16 protein-coding genes are annotated in these 15,199 nt (G+C 38.8%); all 16 read right to left on the bottom strand.

Going from position 1 to position 15,199, the window contains the following annotated elements; all coding sequences use genetic code 11:
- Positions 1-42 precede the first annotated feature (42 nt).
- On the bottom strand, positions 43-468 hold the full coding sequence (gene rplK, locus RCG20_RS11865) for a 50S ribosomal protein L11 (protein ID WP_308180367.1): 426 nt from the start codon (positions 466-468) through the stop codon (positions 43-45).
- Between the two features lie 170 nt (positions 469-638).
- Positions 639-1,172: a transcription termination/antitermination protein NusG gene (gene nusG / locus RCG20_RS11860; protein WP_308180366.1), complete on the bottom strand. Its 534-nt coding sequence runs from the start codon at positions 1,170-1,172 to the stop codon at positions 639-641.
- Positions 1,173-1,382: 210 nt separating this feature from the next.
- Entirely contained in the window at positions 1,383-1,565 is a 183-nt protein-coding gene (gene secE, locus RCG20_RS11855) for a preprotein translocase subunit SecE (protein WP_308180365.1), read from the bottom strand.
- Between the two features lie 42 nt (positions 1,566-1,607).
- Positions 1,608-1,754 (bottom strand): 50S ribosomal protein L33, encoded by a 147-nt coding sequence (gene rpmG, locus RCG20_RS11850; protein WP_308180364.1) that lies wholly within the window; start codon positions 1,752-1,754, stop codon positions 1,608-1,610.
- Positions 1,755-1,870: 116 nt separating this feature from the next.
- On the bottom strand, positions 1,871-2,515 hold the full coding sequence (sigH, locus tag RCG20_RS11845; RefSeq protein ID WP_308180363.1) for an RNA polymerase sporulation sigma factor SigH: 645 nt from the start codon (positions 2,513-2,515) through the stop codon (positions 1,871-1,873).
- A gap of 76 nt (positions 2,516-2,591) precedes the next feature.
- Complete coding sequence (locus tag RCG20_RS11840; protein WP_308180362.1) at positions 2,592-3,101, bottom strand: NYN domain-containing protein; 510 nt, start codon at positions 3,099-3,101, stop codon at positions 2,592-2,594.
- Positions 3,102-3,103: 2 nt separating this feature from the next.
- Entirely contained in the window at positions 3,104-3,847 is a 744-nt protein-coding gene (rlmB, locus tag RCG20_RS11835) for a 23S rRNA (guanosine(2251)-2'-O)-methyltransferase RlmB (RefSeq protein WP_308180361.1), read from the bottom strand.
- Positions 3,844-4,266: a Mini-ribonuclease 3 gene (locus RCG20_RS11830; protein WP_308180360.1), complete on the bottom strand. Its 423-nt coding sequence runs from the start codon at positions 4,264-4,266 to the stop codon at positions 3,844-3,846. Before RCG20_RS11830 ends, rlmB begins: the two co-directional genes overlap by 4 nt.
- A gap of 3 nt (positions 4,267-4,269) precedes the next feature.
- Positions 4,270-5,667: a cysteine--tRNA ligase gene (gene cysS, locus RCG20_RS11825; protein WP_308180359.1), complete on the bottom strand. Its 1,398-nt coding sequence runs from the start codon at positions 5,665-5,667 to the stop codon at positions 4,270-4,272.
- Positions 5,668-5,888: 221 nt separating this feature from the next.
- Positions 5,889-6,515 (bottom strand): serine O-acetyltransferase, encoded by a 627-nt coding sequence (gene cysE, locus RCG20_RS11820; protein WP_308180358.1) that lies wholly within the window; start codon positions 6,513-6,515, stop codon positions 5,889-5,891.
- Positions 6,516-6,860: 345 nt separating this feature from the next.
- Positions 6,861-8,324 (bottom strand): glutamate--tRNA ligase, encoded by a 1,464-nt coding sequence (gltX, locus tag RCG20_RS11815; RefSeq protein ID WP_308180357.1) that lies wholly within the window; start codon positions 8,322-8,324, stop codon positions 6,861-6,863.
- 158 nt (positions 8,325-8,482) lie between these two features.
- Entirely contained in the window at positions 8,483-8,959 is a 477-nt protein-coding gene (ispF, locus tag RCG20_RS11810; RefSeq protein ID WP_308180356.1) for a 2-C-methyl-D-erythritol 2,4-cyclodiphosphate synthase, read from the bottom strand.
- A 90-nt stretch (positions 8,960-9,049) separates the two neighbouring features.
- The gene (gene ispD / locus RCG20_RS11805) at positions 9,050-9,730 is read right to left on the bottom strand and encodes a 2-C-methyl-D-erythritol 4-phosphate cytidylyltransferase (RefSeq protein ID WP_308180355.1); all 681 of its coding nucleotides are present in this window, start codon (positions 9,728-9,730) and stop codon (positions 9,050-9,052) included.
- Between the two features lie 98 nt (positions 9,731-9,828).
- Complete coding sequence (locus RCG20_RS11800; protein WP_308180354.1) at positions 9,829-10,917, bottom strand: PIN/TRAM domain-containing protein; 1,089 nt, start codon at positions 10,915-10,917, stop codon at positions 9,829-9,831.
- A gap of 348 nt (positions 10,918-11,265) precedes the next feature.
- Complete coding sequence (radA, locus tag RCG20_RS11795) at positions 11,266-12,648, bottom strand: DNA repair protein RadA (RefSeq protein WP_308180353.1); 1,383 nt, start codon at positions 12,646-12,648, stop codon at positions 11,266-11,268.
- A gap of 105 nt (positions 12,649-12,753) precedes the next feature.
- A complete protein-coding gene (clpC, locus tag RCG20_RS11790; RefSeq protein WP_308180352.1) occupies positions 12,754-15,195 on the bottom strand; it encodes an ATP-dependent protease ATP-binding subunit ClpC in 2,442 nt (813 codons plus the stop codon).
- Positions 15,196-15,199 lie beyond the last annotated feature (4 nt).

Here is a 15,199-nt window from a genome sequence, read left to right as displayed (position 1 = left end):
CAACGTCGCAACCCCAGACATACCAAAACAGTTTTACATGGATTAATCTTCGATAACGATGCCCATGCTGCGTGCAGTACCTTCGACCATGCGCATTGCTGCTTCAACGCTTGCTGCGTTTAGATCAGGCATTTTTTGTTCCGCAATCTCGCGTACTGTATCGCGTTTTACTGTTGCTACTTTATTACGGTTAGGTTCACCTGAACCAGACTTGATTCCAGCTGCTACTTTCAAAAGAACGGCAGCAGGAGGAGTTTTCGTAATAAATGTAAATGAACGGTCTTCAAATACCGTAATTTCAACAGGAATAATTAAACCAGCTTGATCTGCTGTACGAGCATTAAACTCTTTACAGAATCCCATGATATTAACACCGGCTTGACCAAGAGCTGGACCAACTGGTGGCGCTGGATTTGCTTTCCCAGCAGGGATTTGCAATTTAACAACCTTAATTACTTTTTTAGCCACGAGACACACCTCCTTAAAGTCCGTGATGTGGTAATAGGGGTTAACCCTCCCACTCAACAAAAGTCTTTATATAAAGATAAAGAACTTGACAAAATGTCCTATCTCGCTAAGAGACATACTGACCTATGAAATATTAACATTTTTTATAACTGATTTCAAGTTTTTTCGAATTATAATTTATCAATCTGTGTAAAGTCTAGTTCTACAGGGGTATCTCGACCGAACATATTAACAAGCACTTTTAGCTTCGCTTTGTCCTTGTCCATCTCTTCAATCATACCGGTAAAGTTAGCAAACGGCCCTTCTTTGACTTTCACTGTTTCACCAATTTCGTAGTTTACATCAATTCGTTTCTCTTCTACACCCATCCGTTTCAGAATGACAGCAACTTCTTCAGGAAGTAATGGAGTTGGTTTCGAACCTGAACCAGCTGACCCAACAAATCCAGTAACTCCAGGAGTATTTCGAACTACGTACCACGAATCATCCGTCATCACGAGCTCAACTAATACATAACCAGGAAACACTTTCCGTTTAACAACTTTTTTCTTCCCGTTTTTAATATCTGTTTCTTCTTCTTCCGGAACAACTACACGGAAAATTTTATCTGACATCCCCATTGATTCAACGCGTTTTTCAAGATTGGCCTTAACCTTATTTTCATAACCCGAATAAGTATGGACAACATACCAATTTTTTTCCATTCAAAAGGACTAGAGCGTCCGTCCCTCCCTATATCTTCATATTTAAAAACTGCGAGGTACACTCCTAGGTTTCAGAATCAAATTGATGAGCTGGTCTCCCTAGGCTAGCACTTCCACTTTTTATTTTTTAGACAAATGAAAAAACCCGTTATCCGGGTTTTTACAACATTTCTTCTACATGTTCATCATTATACCATGAAATACAGAACGTTATTCAAGAATTAAACGAATCAATTTAGAAATACCTGAATCAAGTAACCCAAAGAAAAGAGAAAAAAAGACTACGGTTGCTAAAACAGTGATTGTATAACGGGTTAATTCCCCACGTTTTGGCCAACTGACCTTTCTCATTTCACGGGTGATTTCGCTGAAAAATTTAGTGAAGCGCTCCATCTTGTAACCTCCAACTCTTGCAATAGCATAATCTATTTAAAATTATTTTGTTTCTCGGTGGGTTGTATGGTTGCCACATGTATTACAGAATTTTTTCAATTCTAGTCTATCAGTTTGCAATTGTTTACTGACCGTTGTGTAATTTCTTGACCCACAATCAGCACATGCTAAAATTACTTTTTTACTCACAATAACACCTACTAGTCCTACTTTTACATCTTTAAAAATGTAACATGGGCCCCAATTAATGTCAATAACCCTTGGGACGTATTCATATAAATGACAAAATATATCCCCCGTTAATCTTAAAGAGAGAATTCGCGAATCTCCAGGTACCTTTCGAGCTTTCTTTTAACCCGCTGCAAAGCATTATCAATTGATTTGACATGCCGGTTCAATTCTTCCGAAATCTCTTGATAGGATTGACCATCCAGATATAGCGCCAAGACCTTCCGTTCTAAATCGCTTAATAATTCAGTCATTTTGATTTCTATATGATCCAATTCTTCCTGATTGATAATTAGCTCCTCAGGGTCAAGCACCTTTGTACCAGACAAAATATCCATTAATGTCCTGTCTGATTCTTCATCGTAAATAGGTTTGTCCAGTGATACATATGAATTTAAGGGGATATGTTTCTGCCTTGTAGCCGTTTTGATTGCAGTAATAATTTGCCGAGTGATACACAACTCGGCAAATGCTTTGAAGGAGGTTAGCTTGTCCTCTTTAAAATCACGAATTGCTTTATAAAGCCCAATCATGCCTTCCTGGACAATATCTTCTTTATCTGCACCAATTAAAAAATAGGACCTTGCTTTTGCACGTACAAAATTACGGTATTTATGGATTAAATAATCCAATGCGTCACTATTGCCGTTGTGCACCAAATCAACTATTTCTTCATCTTCAAGCGCAATCAATTGTTCGTTGATCTTTACTCCGAAGTTCATACCCACTAAGATCTCCTCCAACCGAACAAACATAGATAAGAATATTATACAGCATATTTTTTCCAGGCGTCAACGATCACTTTTCCCCTCTGCGCCACTTTTCAAAAATTTCAGCCATTTCGGTACTAATGGGTATTTTGGAAATAGGCATTTTTTCTTGAATATTTTTGACGCTTTTTTCTATCCCTTTTTTAATTGAATTCATTTCATTTTCTAACTCGCGGGCAGATATCCTTAATGCTCCTTGTCCAAAGATTGCCCATTGCTCTGTATAATCTGATGTAGCAACATGGATTTGTGTTTTTCGATTACTCAAACTAATCGCCAGTTTTTCAATACGTTCATCAGCTGTTTCATTTTTTTTAGTAAAAATGACTTCAATTTTGTGATTTTTGTATTTTTTCTCTGTTCCTTGGACGTAGTAGGCATCAAAAACAACAATGACACGAAATCCTGAGAATGCCTGATACTCAGCCATTCTCTCTACTAACAGATCCCGTGCAGCAGCCAAATCCCTATTCTTCAAACTCCTAAGCTCCGGCCAATCACCTATAATGTTATATCCGTCAACAAGAAGGATATCCATACCTATCCCTCAAGTGGATGTCTTTTACGATAAACCTCATACATCAACAAGGAAGCGGCGACTGAAGCATTTAATGATGTCACCTTCCCAATCATCGGCAAGTGGATGAGGAAATCACACTTCTCTCTTATAAGCCTTCCCATTCCCTTTCCTTCACTGCCGATAACAATACCTAAGGGGATTGCTCCATCCATTCGACGATAATCTTCAGACCCCGTCGCATCGGTTCCTGCAATCCATACACCTAATTCCTTTAATTCATCTATAGTCCTTGCCATATTTGTAACACGGACTACAGGAATGTATTCAATTGCACCTGTAGATGCCTTTGCAACCGTCGCTGTTAAACCAACAGCCCTTCGCTTTGGAATAATAATCCCGTGTGCCCCGACCGCATCAGCTGTCCGCATGATTGATCCAAGATTGTGAGGATCTTCAATTTCATCCAATAAAAGAAAGAAGGGAGGTTCATTTTTCTTTTCCGCTGCAGCAAATAAATCATCAAGTTCTGCATACTGATAGGCAGCTATATACGCAAGAACACCCTGATGAATCCCATCCGTAATTTGATCAATTTTTTTCTTTGGTACAATTTGAACGATCACATTTGCTTCCTTTGCCATCTGAGTGATTTGTTGCATTGACCCACGCTGTGAGCCTTCTGCAATCAGAATTTTATTAATATCCCTATCTGATTTAAGTGCCTCGATGACTGGATTTCTCCCAATGATAAATTCTTCATTCATTCTTTAGCTCCTCCTCTCTCTTCTACACATGTAAAAGCCTTACTAATCAACTCTTCTAAACGTTTTTCCTCTCCTGTTAAATACAAATGGCCCATTAAAGCCTCAAAAGCTGTACTATATCGATACGTTTGAATATCTGTATTTTTAGGAATGGTACCTGATTTCGCATTTCGCCCTCTCATGACCACTGCCGTTTCATCAGGCGTTAGACTTCCATCATTCATTAGCGAAAAAAGGATCTGACATTGTGCCTTAGCTGAAACATAGTGTGTTGCTTCGCGATGTAAGTAGTGGGGCCTTACTCTCCCGCTTTGTAATAGGTGGCGCCTTACATAAATTTCAAATACAGAATCACCCATATAAGCTAATGCGAGGCTATTCAACTGTTTTGCATCTACTTGATTTTCATATTGAAGCATTGTTTAGCCTCTTTTCCATCTTGTGCCTTGAGGTGTATCCTCTAAAATAATATTCATATCTTTTAGTTGATCTCTAATCTGATCAGACAATTGAAAGTTTCTATCTTTACGTGCTTGAATGCGTGTTTCAATTAAGCTTTCTATTTCCTCGTCTAACCATTCCTCTTTTTCAAGGGTTAATCCTAAAACACGGAATAACTCTTCGAATTCTTTAATAAAAGTATTAATAACTTCAATAGCAGTATTTTTTTCTAAAAGATAATAATTGGCAAGCTTGGATAATTCAAATAGAACGGAAATGGCATTAGCTGTATTGAAATCATCATCCATTTCCTTAACAAATTGCTCCTGAAGACTAGATATTTGATCGAGCCACTCTTGATTATTATCGGTTAAATTCGTACTTGCCGATGCCCGGTGTTTTAAATTTTGGTAAGAGGTTGTTAGCCTTTCGAATGCCGCCTTTGTGTTCTCTAATAATTCTTCACTATAGTTTATAGGATTACGATAATGGACAGAGAGCATGAAGAATCTTAATACTTGTGGATTATGTCTTTTAATTATGTCATGAACCAAAACAAAATTCCCTAGTGATTTTGACATTTTTTCATTATCGATATTAATATATCCATTATGCATCCAATAGCGAGCAAACGGTTTACCAGACAAGCTTTCAGATTGGGCAATTTCATTTTCATGGTGTGGGAAAGTTAAGTCCTGCCCTCCAGCATGAATATCAATCGTCTCACCAAGGTATTTTTTCGCCATGGCCGAGCATTCAATATGCCAACCTGGTCGACCTATTCCCCAAGGACTTTCCCAGAAGATTTCCCCTTCCTTCGCAGCTTTCCACAAAGCAAAGTCTAGGTCATCCTGTTTCTTTTCCCCCACTTCAATCCGTGCACCTACTCGTAATTCATCAATAGATTGATGTGATAACTTTCCATAACCTTTAAATTTTCTTGTTCGGAAATACACATCCCCTTCTGATTCATAGGCATAGCCTTTTTCAATCAGTTTTTCAATAAATTCAATAATGATGTCCATATTTTCCATTACACGAGGATGCACTTCCGCTTTTTGGCAACCCAATGCAGAGACATCTTCAAAATAAGCATTGATAAATCGCTCTGCAATCGTAGGAACATCTTCCCCCAGTTGTTTTGCAGCTCGAATTAATTTATCATCAACATCAGTAAAATTGGATACGTATTGAACATCGTAACCACGATACTCAAAATAACGACGAACGGTATCAAAGGTAATCGCTGGCCGAGCATTTCCGATATGAATATAATTGTAAACCGTTGGTCCGCAAACATATATTTTCACTTTTCCTTCTTCAAGCGGAACAAAAGTTTCCTTCTTGCGAGTAAGTGTATTATAAAGTTGGATTGTCATTCTTTTTACTCCTTTCTTAGAAAAGCACAAGCGCCCTGATTAATGAACATCAACTAAAATCCACAACGTCCTGTGCCAAACTTCAACATCAGCACATCCTGTTCAAGTTTAATAACATCGTAAGGAAGAGATGGATGGAAACATGTGATATCTCAAATTCATTCGCCAGAGCCAAAGCAACCAGTCTGCCTGTGCTAGACAGTTATCTAATTTTCACTTTTTCATTTTGCTTGTAAAGATTTTAGCTGATCAATTTGTTCCTGTATTTCCTTCAGTCTATCCGCAATTGGATCCGGTAAATCAGAATGATTTAAATCTCTATCAATCCGCTTCCCATCCCGGATCACAATTCTACCTGGCACACCTACAACAGTTGAATTTGGTGGAACTTCCTTTAGTACAACCGAACCTGCACCGATTTTTGAATTTTCCCCTACGATTATCGACCCAAGTACTTTTGCTCCTGTAGCAATCAACGCATTATCCATTATCGTTGGATGTCGCTTACCTTTTTCTTTACCAGTTCCTCCGAGGGTGACGCCTTGATAGACAGTTACATTGTTGCCAATTTCACAGGTCTCACCAATGACAACTCCCATACCATGGTCAATAAAAAAGCGACGCCCAATTTTTGCTCCTGGGTGGATCTCAATTCCCGTAAAAAAACGGCTTGCTTGTGAAATGGCTCTAGCCAAAAAGTAAAACTTTCGCTTATAAAGTGCGTGTGCCACTCGATGCCACCAAATAGCATGTAAACCTGAATAAGTTAAGATTACCTCGAAATAGCTCCTTGCTGCCGGATCCTGCTCGAATACAACATCAATGTCTTCCCTCATTCTTTTAAACATAGCCGTCTCCCCCTAACGAATTTTTGGTAACAAAAAAACGCCTCTGTCGCTATGACAGAGACGCTTGGGCGCGGTTCCACTCTGTTTAGACCTAGAGAATACCTTGCATTTTTTAAGGTATGCTACTTGGATCTCAACTTAACCTGTTAACGGAAGGTTCCGCCCAAATCTACTCGGATAGCATCCTTTCGAAGCGGGACTCAGAGGTGCACTTCAAAAAATGAGAGGCTTAAACCACTTTCAGCCGCTGATGGTTCTCTCTAAAAAAGCATCATTTTTTTACTTTTCCTCTTCTACATTTTCGGGATATTAAAGTTACTTTCTTTTAATATATTATATTTGCGCTCAATTGTTAACCAAAAGTTTTTTTATCCTTGCTTGAACCTTCATTTTACCTAAAAGTTCAATAGCTTGGGGTAGATCCGGGCCGTGTGTTTGACCTGTTACTGCAGAACGAATTGGCATAAAAAGATTTTTGCCCTTTTGTCCGGTTGATTTTTGAACAGCTTTCATTGCTGCTTTAATTTCAGCTGCTTTAAATTCTGGAAGCTGATCTAGTTCATGAGAGAAGGCCTTTAAAACTTCGGGAACTTGTTCTCCTGCTAAAATTTCTTTAGCTTCTTCCTCATATTCTGCTTCATCCTTGAAGAACATATCCGTAAGTTCTACAATTTCAGCACCATAACTAAGCTTTTCTTGAAAAAGAGCAATTAAGTGGTGAGCCCAATCCTTACTCTCTGCACTCATATTCTCATCCAATCGCCCTGCTTTAACAAGGTGGGGAAGGGAAATGTTGATCACTTGTTCAAGATCTGCCTTTTTCACATACTGATTATTCATCCACAAAAGTTTTTGCTTATCAAATAATGCAGGTGATTTAGATAACCGATCAGCATCAAAAATAGAAATAAATTCTTCTTTTGAGAAGAGCTCTTCTTCCCCAACTGGCGACCAGCCAAGCAAGGTAATAAAGTTAAACAACGCTTCAGGCAAATAACCTAAATCATCGTACTGTTCAATAAACTGAATGATTGATTCATCACGTTTGCTCAGCTTTTTACGGCTTTCATTAACTATTAATGTCATATGGCCAAAGACGGGAGGCTGAATACCCAATCCCTCATAAACCATTAACTGCTTCGGCGTGTTCGATATATGATCGTCCCCGCGCAATACATGGCTGATTTTCATTAGGTAATCATCAATGGTGACAGCAAAATTATAGGTTGGGGTACCATCCTTTTTAATCATAACCCAATCGCCCATTCCTTCTGACTCAAAAGAAACTGTGCCTTTTACCATATCATCAAATGTGTATGTCTTACCCTCAGGAACTTTAAACCTGATACTTGGTCGTAGGCCTTTACTTTCATGTTGGCTACACTCTTCTGCTGTTAAATGACGACATTTCCCAGAGTAATGCGGCGTTTCTCCCCTTGCAGACTGTTCTTCACGCTCCGCTTCGATCTCTTCTTCCGTACAATAGCATTTATATGCATGTCCTTCTTCTACCAATTGGTTATAATACTTTTTGTAGATCTCATTTCTTTCTGATTGACGGTATGGACCATACTCTCCGCCAACATCAACACTTTCATCCCAATCAATACCAAGCCATTTTAAATATTTTAACTGACTCTCTTCTCCACCTTCAATATTCCGTTTTTTATCGGTGTCTTCAATTCGGATGATAAATTTTCCACCATTATTACGTGCAAATAAATAATTAAATAAGGCAGTACGGGCATTCCCAATATGTAAATGTCCTGTGGGACTTGGAGCATACCTAACTCGAACATCGCTTGTCATAATAATGCCTCCTGTTTAAAAAGTGTGGGCGCCCTTACTCTTGGGCGAAAGTTTAAAGGCCTTGAGCCATTAGTTGCTGAAACTAGACAATTTAGTCCGTTCTTTTTCTTGACTATTCTACCACTGTGCTCTGCACCTTTAAAGACTAATAATATGAATTATCGTTTTTGAAGTAGGATAACAGCCTGGGAGGCAATCCCCTCTCCTCTTCCTGTAAAGCCTAATTTCTCTGTTGTTGTAGCTTTTACATTTATTTGTTCTATTGTTGCATCAAGCAATTCTGCAATTTTTATCTTCATTTGTTCTATATAAGGTGACATCTTAGGCTTTTGTGCAATAATTGTGCAATCCAAGTTTCCTAACACATATCCCTTTTGTTTTACTTGCCCCCAAATTTGCTCCAATAGCTTTGCTGAATCAGCATTTTTCAAATGAGGGTCTGTGTCTGGAAAATGTCTTCCGATATCTCCTTCACCTATTGCACCAAGACAAGCATCAGCAATTGAATGCAATAATACATCTGCATCAGAATGCCCCAAAAGGCCCTTTTCATAAGGAATGGTGATTCCTCCAATAATAAGTGGTCGCCCCTCTATTAATTGGTGGACGTCAAAGCCTTGTCCAATCCGAAACATTTACAAAACCCCTTTATTATTAAAATTGCAGCTTTCATATTTTCCACTTGGAGAACTACGCTCCCATTGTCTTCATATGTGGATTATGACTTATGTATATTTTTTTAAAATAGCTTCGGCAAAAAACAGGTCTTCCTGGGTGGTCAGTTTAATATTATCGTAGTCACCCTCAACCATCATAATAGGGATGGATAACCTCTCCACTAAACTAGCGTCATCTGTCCCTAGGAAATTTTCCCGTTCCGCCAATTCATACGCTTTTAGCAATGTTGACATACGAAAAGCTTGCGGGGTTTGTACTGCCCACAAGCTAGAACGTTCGATTGTTTCTAAGACTTTCCCATCAAGCACTTTTTTCATCGTATCCTTTGCAGGAACGCCGATAATCGCCGCACCTGATTTCGTTGCAGCATCAACTAAACGGTGAATATGTTCTTTTTTAATAAATGGGCGTGCGGCATCATGAACGAGGATAACTCCTCCACCAACAACAGTTTTAAGCGCATTATAAATGCTGTGCTGTCGTTCTTTTCCCCCGAACACGATATTTTCCACTTTCATTATCTTATGTTTTTTTAGAAGGGCTTCAAATTCATACATATCTTGAGGATGTATTGCTAAAATAATGCCAGTGCATTCTTCATCCTGCTCAAACACCCTTAATGTATGAATCAATAAAGGAATATCATTAAGCTCTACCAAAAGCTTATTCTTCCCTGCTCCCATTCTTTTCCCCTGACCCGCAGCAGGAATAATAACCTGGTAAGGCATAAAAAAACCCCAATCTCTTATCTAGAACAAGCTTCTAGCCCCTCCGAGGAGATATCAAACATCTCTCAGGGATCATTAAGCCAATCCGCTTCTCTATTTTACAATGCTTTTTCTAATAATTTTGGCTTTGCAAAAATCATGCGTCCCGCAGATGTCTGTAGAACACTTGTTACGAGAACGTCGATCCGTCTGCCAATATAATCTCTTCCATCCTCTACAACAATCATAGTACCATCATCTAAATAGGCAACACCCTGATGAAATTCCTTCCCATCCTTTATCACTTGAACATTTAATTCTTCTCCTGGTAAAACAACTGGTTTTACGGCATTTGCCAAATCGTTAATATTTAATACAAAAACCTTCTGTAGCTCACATACTTTATTAAGGTTAAAGTCGTTAGTTACAAGGGTTCCACCTGTTAATTTTGCCAATTTCACAAGTTTACTATCAACTTCTTGAATTTCTTCAAAGTCACCCTCATAAATCTCAACTTTGATGGAGAGCTCTTTTTGAATTCGATTTAGAATATCAAGACCTCTCCGTCCACGATTACGTTTAAGGACATCTGAAGAATCTGCAATATGCTGGAGTTCTTCTAATACAAATTGTGGAATCACGATTGTTCCTTCTAAAAACCCTGTTTGGCAAATATCTGCTACACGTCCGTCAATAATGACACTTGTGTCCAGTATTTTTAATGATTTGCCATCCACTTTTTCATTCTCTTCTTCGCTGGATTTTTTCTTCCCAATTCGGTTGGAAAAAAGGTTTAAAAGCTCATCCCTTTTCTTAAAGCCTACTTGGAATCCCAAGTACCCAAATAATAATGTCAGTAAGATTGGAGCAGCTCCATTCAAAATAGGAACTTTAATTGCATTTAGTGCAAATCCAATTAAAAAGGCAACCAATAGCCCAAAAATTAAACCGATAGAGCCAAAGAGAACATCAGTAACAGGGACTTTAACGAGCGAATCTTCTGCCCATTTAATAAACCCAATAACATAATCCACTGCCCAAAAAGTAATAAGATAAAAGATAATTGCACCTAAAATAGCCGTGACATACGAGTTATTGATTATCTGTATGTCGTTTATTTTCATCAATGATAACAATTCCGGAATAAGCAAAATTCCAAGCGTTCCCCCCGTTATGAGAAAACAAGCCTGAACAATACGTTTTAACATTCCTGCACCTCCTTCTACTCATTATAAACATATTCCCTAAATTGAAACCTCATAAAGGGAAATTTTCCAATTTGTAATCTTTTTGAAATTATTATGTTATTTTAATATAATACTTTTCAAACAATGCACAGTAAATCTTTACCAGGTTTACTCGCTTTTCTATTCTTAGGGTAGCATCAGGAAAATAATGTGTCAAACAAATTGAAATATAACATTTTAACATTTTGTAAACATCTTTTCAATTTAATTTTTTTATGACTAACCTAACTTGTAAACATACTCGAAATATCCAATTTATTCAAGTGAATTTTCTGTATTTTTCATAAAATAAGCACTTTTCCCTACTAGTTATTCCCCCAATGCCGCTTTTAATGCCTCACTAACAGATGAAACACCAATCAGTTCAATCTCTTTTGGCCCTTTCCAACCTCCAAGATTATTGGCAGGTAATATGACTCTTTCAAATCCAAGCTTTGCAGCCTCCTGAACTCGTTGCTCAATCCTCGAGACTCTTCTAACTTCTCCCGTCAATCCAACTTCTCCAATAATACAATCTGTTGGTCTTGTCGGCTTATCCCGAAAGCTTGAAGCAATACTGACTGCAATGGCAAGGTCAACGGCTGGTTCATCTAACTTTACGCCTCCAGCTACCTTAAGATAAGCATCTTGGTTTTGCAGAAGCATTCCTACCCTCTTTTCCAATACAGCCATTAAGAGCGGAACACGGTTATGATCAATTCCTGTAGCCATTCTTCTAGGGTTCCCAAAACTTGTTGGGGAGATTAACGCTTGAATTTCTACTAGCACTGGTCGTGTCCCTTCCATAGAAGCAACAACAGTTGAACCAGCAGCCCCACGCGATCTCTCTTCAAGAAAAATTTCTGAAGGATTTTCAACTTCTTCTAATCCAAATTCCTTCATTTCAAAAATTCCCATTTCATTCGTTGAACCAAAGCGGTTTTTTACGGCTCGTAAAATCCGATACGTATGATGGCGTTCCCCTTCAAAATACAAAACAGTATCAACCATATGTTCCAAAATCCTTGGTCCAGCAATGGAACCTTCCTTTGTTACATGACCGACGATAAAAATAGCAATACCCTTTGTCTTTCCGATTCGCATCAATTCTGCTGTGCACTCACGGACTTGTGACACACTTCCTGGTGCAGAAGTTACCTCTGGATGAAAAACAGTTTGAATAGAGTCAATAATGACAATGCTAGGATTGGTAGTTTCAATGGTTCGATTAATTTCATCCAAATTTGTTTCAGAATATACCAGAAGATTTTCGGAGGAAATACCTAAGCGGTCTGCCCGAAGCTTTGTTTGACGTAGTGATTCTTCACCAGAAATGTACAAAACTTTATTTCCTCTTTGTGATAATTGTGAAGAAACTTGCAAAAGAAGTGTAGATTTACCAATCCCTGGATCGCCCCCGATTAAAACTAATGAACCTTTGACCACTCCTCCCCCAAGGACTCTGTTTAACTCATTCAAGTCGGTAAGTATCCTTGGTTCAGTATCTGTTTCAATTGAAGTAATCGGTGTTGGTTTGGATAAAATGGCAGCTCCACCTTGTGAATGTGCAAAAGCTCCTCTTCTTGTTGATCCTGTCACTTCTACTTCCTCAACCATCTTATTCCATTCACCACAGCCTGGACATTTCCCCATCCACTTCGGAGACTCATACCCGCATTCTTGGCACATAAATTTTGTTTTTCTTTTTGCCATACAAAATCTCCTTTTAACAAAAATAAAAAGAGAGGTACACGGTAAGCATTATTTACGTGTACCTCTTCTACTTGTCCTTTAGTATAATATTTAGTTAAAAAATCTTTATTTAGTTAGGCTTGTTTTTTCAGCAACTTTTACTGTTAGTTCACCATTTTCTACGTCAATTATAGCATGTTGTGATGTTAATAAGGTACCTTTAAGCAACTCTTCAGAGAGACGGTCCTCTACATGCTTTTGAATAGCACGACGTAATGGGCGAGCACCATACTCTGGATCATAACCCTCTTCGGAAATCTTTTCCTTTGCTGCAATTGTTAGTTCAATTGATATATTTTGTTCATTTAAGCGTTTTACTAATTGGTCAGATAATAAAGTAACAATTTCCTGGAGATGTTTTTTCTCTAAGGCATGGAAAACAATAATTTCATCAATCCGGTTTAAGAATTCAGGACGGAATGACTTTTTCAATTCCTCCATCACTTTGCTCTTCATATCTTTATAATTCTGTTCGCCATCCTGAATATTGAAGCCTACATACTTATTCCGCTTTAGCGCTTCCGCACCTACATTGGAGGTCATAATCAATACCGTATTGCGGAAATCAACTGTTCTACCTTTTGAATCTGTGAGGCGTCCATCCTCCAACACCTGCAATAAAATATTGAATACATCCGGATGTGCCTTTTCTATTTCATCAAGCAAAATAACTGAATATGGTTTTCTACGAACCTTTTCTGTTAATTGGCCACCTTCTTCATAACCTACATAGCCTGGAGGTGAACCAACAAGGCGTGATGTAGAGTGCTTTTCCATATATTCAGACATATCGATCCGAATCATCGCATCCTCATCACCAAACATAGCTTCAGCAAGGGCACGGGCCAATTCTGTTTTACCTACACCAGTTGGTCCTAGGAAAACAAATGAACCAATTGGACGTTTAGGATCTTTTAATCCAGCCCTTGCACGACGAACAGCTTTGGAAACAGCTTTAACAGCTTCTTCCTGGCCAATCAGACGCGCATGAAGGATTTCTTCCAAATTGAGTAATTTATCCGTCTCTGTTTGTGCGAGCTTCGAAACAGGAATTCCAGTCCAGCTTGATACTACACTAGCAATATCTTCAACTGTTACCTCACTGTTTTCCTGTCCTTGCTTTTCCTTCCAATTCTTTTTTGTTTCTTCAAGTTGTTCACGGAGACGTTGTTCTGTATCTCTTAATGATGCTGCTTTTTCGAACTCTTGACTTTGGACAGCTGAATCCTTCTCTTTACGAACTTCTTCAAGTTTAACTTCTAATTCTTTTAGATTTGGAGGCGTTGTGTACGAGCGAAGGCGCACTTTTGAGCCTGCTTCATCAATCAAATCAATTGCCTTATCAGGCAAGAACCGATCCGCAATATAACGATCGGATAGTTTTACAGCTGCCTCTATGGACTCATCTATAATAGAAACACGATGGTGTGCTTCATATCGATCTCTCAACCCGTATAATATCTTTATTGATTCTTCAATTGTTGGCTCGTCAACACGTATTGGCTGAAAGCGCCGTTCCAGTGCTGCGTCCTTTTCAATATATTTGCGATATTCATCAAGTGTTGTCGCTCCGATGCATTGAAGTTCGCCCCGCGCAAGTGATGGTTTTAAAATATTGGAAGCATCAATAGCTCCTTCAGCACCACCAGCACCAATTAAGGTATGAAGCTCATCTATGAATAAAATAATATTCCCAGCTTGTCGTATTTCATCCATGACTTTCTTCAAACGATCTTCAAACTCTCCACGATATTTCGTTCCTGCAACTACTGTTCCCATATCTAGTGTCATAACTCGCTTATCCCGCAAGGTTTCTGGAACTTCGTTGTTAACAATTTGCTGTGCAAGACCTTCGGCTATCGCTGTTTTGCCTACTCCAGGCTCCCCTACTAATACAGGATTGTTCTTCGTCCTACGGCTTAATACTTCAATTACACGTTGGATTTCTTTACTACGGCCTATGACAGGATCAAGGCTTCCTTCTTTTGCAATTACCGTTAAATCTCTTGCAAGGCTATCCAGTGTTGGGGTATTGGCGCTTACAGACGTACCACCCTGGTGGCCGCTTGATTCATTACTCCCTAACAATTGAAGCACTTGCTGACGTGCTTTATTTAAGCTGACCCCAAGGTTATTTAAAACCCTTGCGGCAACCCCTTCACCCTCACGAATAAGACCTAATAAAATATGTTCCGTTCCAACATAAGAATGTCCAAGCTTTCTTGCTTCATCCATAGAAAGCTCAATTACCTTTTTAGCTCTTGGGGTATATTGAACAGTTTGAGGGGCATCTTGACCCTTCCCAATTAAACTCTCAACTTCCTTTTGAATCTTTTCTGCCCCTAAGCCTAACCCATTTAAGGCTTTGGCCGCTATACCTTCTCCTTCGCGAACTAATCCTAACAAAATATGTTCCGTTCCAATATTGTTATGCCCAAGGCGAATTGCTTCTTCCTGTGCTAATGCTAAAACCTTTTGTGCCCTCTCTGTAAATCTTCCAAACATCATATAG

This window comes from Neobacillus sp. PS3-40 (assembly GCF_030915485.1).
GTDB lineage: Bacteria > Bacillota > Bacilli > Bacillales > Cytobacillaceae > JAUZPL01.
This window is presented reverse-complemented; position numbering and strand designations above follow the sequence as displayed.

Bases quoted from the DNA above. Each gene is read 5' to 3' on its own strand.
- nusG (WP_308180366.1), bottom strand. From the start codon at position 1,172: ATGGAAAAAAATTGGTATGTTGTCCATACTTATTCGGGTTATGAAAAT.
- RCG20_RS11830 (WP_308180360.1), bottom strand. From the start codon at position 4,266: ATGCTTCAATATGAAAATCAAGTAGATGCAAAACAGTTGAATAGCCTC.
- radA (WP_308180353.1), bottom strand. From the start codon at position 12,648: ATGGCAAAAAGAAAAACAAAATTTATGTGCCAAGAATGCGGGTATGAG.
- clpC (WP_308180352.1), bottom strand. From the start codon at position 15,195: ATGATGTTTGGAAGATTTACAGAGAGGGCACAAAAGGTTTTAGCATTA.
- secE (WP_308180365.1), bottom strand. From the start codon at position 1,565: ATGGAGCGCTTCACTAAATTTTTCAGCGAAATCACCCGTGAAATGAGA.
- RCG20_RS11840 (WP_308180362.1), bottom strand. From the start codon at position 3,101: ATGGATATCCTTCTTGTTGACGGATATAACATTATAGGTGATTGGCCG.
- RCG20_RS11800 (WP_308180354.1), bottom strand. From the start codon at position 10,917: ATGTTAAAACGTATTGTTCAGGCTTGTTTTCTCATAACGGGGGGAACG.
- ispF (WP_308180356.1), bottom strand. From the start codon at position 8,959: ATGTTTCGGATTGGACAAGGCTTTGACGTCCACCAATTAATAGAGGGG.
- gltX (WP_308180357.1), bottom strand. From the start codon at position 8,324: ATGACAAGCGATGTTCGAGTTAGGTATGCTCCAAGTCCCACAGGACAT.
- ispD (WP_308180355.1), bottom strand. From the start codon at position 9,730: ATGCCTTACCAGGTTATTATTCCTGCTGCGGGTCAGGGGAAAAGAATG.
- cysS (WP_308180359.1), bottom strand. From the start codon at position 5,667: ATGACAATCCAACTTTATAATACACTTACTCGCAAGAAGGAAACTTTT.
- cysE (WP_308180358.1), bottom strand. From the start codon at position 6,515: ATGTTTAAAAGAATGAGGGAAGACATTGATGTTGTATTCGAGCAGGAT.
- sigH (WP_308180363.1), bottom strand. From the start codon at position 2,515: ATGAACTTCGGAGTAAAGATCAACGAACAATTGATTGCGCTTGAAGAT.
- rlmB (WP_308180361.1), bottom strand. From the start codon at position 3,847: ATGAATGAAGAATTTATCATTGGGAGAAATCCAGTCATCGAGGCACTT.